This is a genomic window from Komagataeibacter kakiaceti JCM 25156 (assembly GCF_000613305.1).
In genome coordinates this window covers 1-4,260 of record NZ_BAIO01000174.1, presented here as the reverse complement: position 1 = coordinate 4,260, position 4,260 = coordinate 1, and the positions used below count along the sequence as shown (strand labels likewise).

General features: G+C 65.3%; 1 protein-coding gene and 1 pseudogene. Both read right to left on the bottom strand.

Annotated elements, in window-relative coordinates:
* Positions 1-1,943 (bottom strand): glycogen debranching protein GlgX (gene glgX, locus JCM25156_RS09945; RefSeq protein WP_025812963.1); only part of this gene is annotated, 1,943 nt, incomplete at its 3' end.
* Positions 1,940-4,158, bottom strand: a pseudogene (gene glgB / locus JCM25156_RS23260) (1,4-alpha-glucan branching protein GlgB). The gene glgX and the pseudogene glgB, both read right to left, overlap by 4 nt.
* Positions 4,159-4,260: the final 102 nt, after the last annotated feature.

The following is a 4,260-nucleotide window of genomic DNA, read 5'->3' as shown; positions in this document are numbered from 1 at the left end:
CCCCCGGCATTGAGCAGCATATAGGTCATATCGACCCCATCACCGGCCACGTTGCTGGCCCGCCGCACGCCCAGCAGGTGGAATGCGTCGTCATTCCACTGTTCCATTCCCATGGGCGTGCCGTCACGGCGGAACCAGCCGATATCGGGCACATCGGGCAGCGGCCGGTGGCGTCCGTGCATGTACCGCCCCGCGCGCAGCGATGGATGCGCGCGGCGCAGCGCCGCAAGGCGGGCGACAAAGGCGGTCATGACCTGGCCTTCGGGCGTTTCCGCCAGGCTCCAGTCCAGCCAGCTTATGGCGTTGTCCTGGCAGTAGGCGTTGTTGTTGCCATGCTGCGTCTGGTTGAACTCGTCACCTGCCAGCAGCATCGGCGTCCCGTGCGAGAGCATGAGGGTCGCCATCATCGCGCGTTGCACGCATCCGCGCAGGGCCAGTATGGCGGGGTCGTCCGTCGGGCCTTCCACGCCCCAGTTGCTGCTGTAGTTCTCGGCGTGGCCGTCCTGCCCGTTCTCGCCATTGGCCTCGTTGTGCCGTGTGGCGTAGCTGACCACGTCCTCAAGCGTGAAGCCGTCATGCGCGGTCAGCAGGTTGATGGAACTCCATGGCCTGCGCCCGCGGCGGTCCAGCAGGTCGCCCGATCCGGCGATGCGTGTCGCCATCTCGCCCTGCTGCATCGCATCCCCGCGCCAGAAGCGGCGCGCGGTGTCACGGAAGCGGTCGTTCCATTCCGCGAAGCCGGGGGGAAAATTGCCGAACTGGTAGCCGCCGGGTCCGGGATCCCACGGTTCGGCAATGAGCTTGCGGCGCGAAAGGAGGGGATCCTGTATGATCGCATCGAAAAACCCCGCACCCTGGTCAAAGCCATAGGGTTCGCGGCCCAGAACCGGGGCAAGGTCGAAGCGGAAGCCGTCGATATGGAAGGAATCCGCCCAGTAGCGCAGGGAATCCAGCACCATCTGCGTCACGCGCGGATGTGACAGGTTGAGCGTGTTGCCGCAGCCGGTGTCATTGATCAGGTGGCGCTCATTACCGGGCACGAGGCGGTAATAGGTGGCGTTGTCCAGCCCCCGGTAGGACAGTGTCGGCCCCTGCTCGCTCCCTTCGCAGGTGTGGTTGTAGACCACGTCCATCACCACCTCGATCCCGGCCCGGTGCAGCCGGCGGATCGCGCCGCGCAGTTCATGGTGCGAACCATTGGCCATGTAGCCCGTATGGGGCACGAAAAACGCCAGCGTGTTGTAGCCCCAGTAATTGGTCAGCCCGCGTTCGGTCAGGCCGCGTTCGGGTGCGCAGTACTGGATGGGCAGCAGTTCCAGCGTGGTGACGCCGATGCGGCGCAGGTGTTCGATCGTTTCAGGCGCGCCCAGCGCCTGGAACGTGCCGCTGCGGGCCTGCCCCGCCAGCGTGCGGCGCATGGTCAGGCCGCGCACATGTGCTTCCATGATGACGGTCTCATCCCACGGGACACAGGGGCACACGTCATCTTCCCATTCATAATTGTCATGCACCACCACACAGCGCGGCATGGAGGGCGCGCTGTCGCGCCGGTCGAATGACAGGTCGGCGCGGGGCGAATGCAGGCGGTAGCCGAACTGCGTGTCCGACTGCGAAAGCCTGCCGCTCAGGCCACGGGCATAGGGGTCGAGCAGCAGCTTGTGCGGGTTGAAGCGGTGGCCGTTGCCGGGATCGTACGGGCCGAAGGCGCGAAACCCGTAAAGCAGCCCCGGCTCGGCATCGGGCAGGTAGCCGTGCCAGATCTCGTCGGTATATTCCGGCAGGGGGCGGCGCATGATCTCGCGCCTGTCGCGCGGGTCGAAAACGCACAGGTCGATCTGCTGGGCATTGGCGGAAAATACGGCGAAGTTGACCCCCAGCCCATCCCAGTGCGCGCCAAGCGGCGCGGGCAGGCCGGGAGAAAGCGATGACGGAAAGCGCATCACACGCCCTCCCGCACGGGCTGGAGGTACAGGGCGGCAAGGGGCGGCAGGGTCAGCGCGCAGGAGCACGGGTGGCCATGCGCGGCCTCGTTCGTGGCCATGACATGGCCGCCATTGCCCACCCCGCTGCCGCCATAGGCCGTGGCGTCGGAATTGAGGCATTCACGCCACTGGCCCCCCACCGGCACGCCCACGCGGTAGTCATGGCGGATGACGGGGGTCAGGTTGAGCACGACAAGAACCGGCGCATGCCCCGGCGCGAGACGCAGCCACGACAGGACGGTATTGGCGGTGTCATCGCCAATGATCCACGCGAACCCTTCCGGGTCGCAGTCGCGCGCGTGGAGTGCCGGGACCGCGCGGTAGAGATGGTTGAGGTCGGACAGAAGGTGGCGCATCCCGGCCTTGAACGGGTCGGACAGGATGTGCCATGCGATTTCGCCCGAATGGGACCATTCGTTTTCCTGCGCGAATTCGTTGCCCATGAAGATCAGCTTCTTGCCCGGATGCGCCCACATGAGGGCGAAGAACACCCGCATGTTGGCGTGGCGCTGCCAGTCATCCCCCGGCATGCGCGCCAGCAGTGAGCCCTTGCCGTGCGTTACTTCATCATGCGACAGGCACAGGATGAATTTCTCGCTGAAGGCGTAATACAGCCCGAACAGGATTTCAGACAGGTGGAAGCCGCGCCATAGCGGGTCGCGCGCGATGAAATGCAGGCTGTCATGCATCCACCCCATGTTCCATTTATAGGAAAAGCCAAGCCCGCCCTGCGCGACACCCTGTGTCACGCCGGGCCAGGCGGTTGATTCCTCCGCCACCGTCATGGCCCCGGGCACGAGGGCGTGGATGGTCTCGTTAAGCTGGCGCAGGAAGTCCACGGCCTCAAGGTTTTCGCGGCCGCCGTGGATGTTGGGTATCCATTCCCCTTCCCTGCGGCTGTAATCGCGGTACAGCATGGAGCCACGGCATCGACCCGCAGCCCGTCGATATGGAACCGCTCCAGCCACATGAGCGCGCTGGCGATCAGGAAGCCACGCACCTCATGGCGGCCGAAATTGTAGATATGGGTGTTCCAGTCCCTGTGCACGCCCTCACGCGGGTCCTGGTGTTCGTACAGCGCGCAGCCGTCGAAACAGATCAGCCCATGCACGTCGTTGGGAAAATGCGCGGGCACCCAGTCCAGTATCACGCCGATCCCGGCCTGGTGGCAGGCATCGACAAAGGCCGCGAAATCCGCCGGGGTTCCATGCCGGGCCGAGGGCGCGAACAGGCCCAGCGGCTGGTAGCCCCATGAGCCGCCAAACGGATATTCCATGACCGGCATGAGTTCGACATGCGTAAAGCCGGTGTCGCGCACATACGGGATCAGGTCGCGCGCCAGTTCCTGCCACGATACGACGCGGTTGGGATCGCCGCCGGGCCGACGCCATGAAGGGACGTGAATTTCGTATATGGAAATCGGGGCTTCGGGGGCCTGCCGCCCCGCGCGCGTGTCCATCCATGCGCCATCATGCCAGTTGAACGGCTCCGCCGATGCGATGACCGAGGCGGTGGCGGGCGGGCGTTCGGCAAACCGGGCGAAGGGATCGGCACGTTGCGGCAGGATATGGCCATCGCGCGCCATGATCTCGAATTTGTAACGCTCCCCCGGCCCAAGCCCCGGAATGAACAGTTCCCATATGCCCGCCGTGTGGCGCAGGCGCATCGGGTGGCGTCTGCCATCCCAGAAATTGAAATCACCGATGACCGAGACCCGCCGCGCATTGGGCGCCCAGACGGCAAAGCGCACGCCCGGCGTGCCCTCGATCACGGTTGGCTGGGCCCCCATGACGCGATCAAGCTGGTGGTGGCGTCCCTCCGAAAACAGGTACAGATCCATATCACCCAGCAGCAGGCCGAAGGAATAGGGATCCGCCGTTTCCTCCACCGCGTCGGCCCATGCGATTTTCAGGTGGTAGCGCGCGCCCGCCGGGATGGTGCCGATATGCAGCCCGGTATCGCCCATGCGGCGCATGGGGCGTTCCACCGGCTTGCCGCGCGGGCGCTCGACCACCAGCCGCACGCCCGCCGCGTCGTGATACAGGACGCGGATGACATCGACCTTGCCCATGTTATGGCGGCCAAGGATGGAAAACGGGTCCGCGCTGCGCCCGTGCACGAGATCGTCAGCACCTTCGGGTAGAAAGTAATGCGCTTCATCCTGCCTGATCCTCATGCCTGGGCCTTTATTGCTCGGTTTGTGTGCTGACGGGATGAATGACGCCCTGATGGCGGCGCGCGGCTAATGCGGCGCGGCCCGTGGCCATGACAGGCGGGG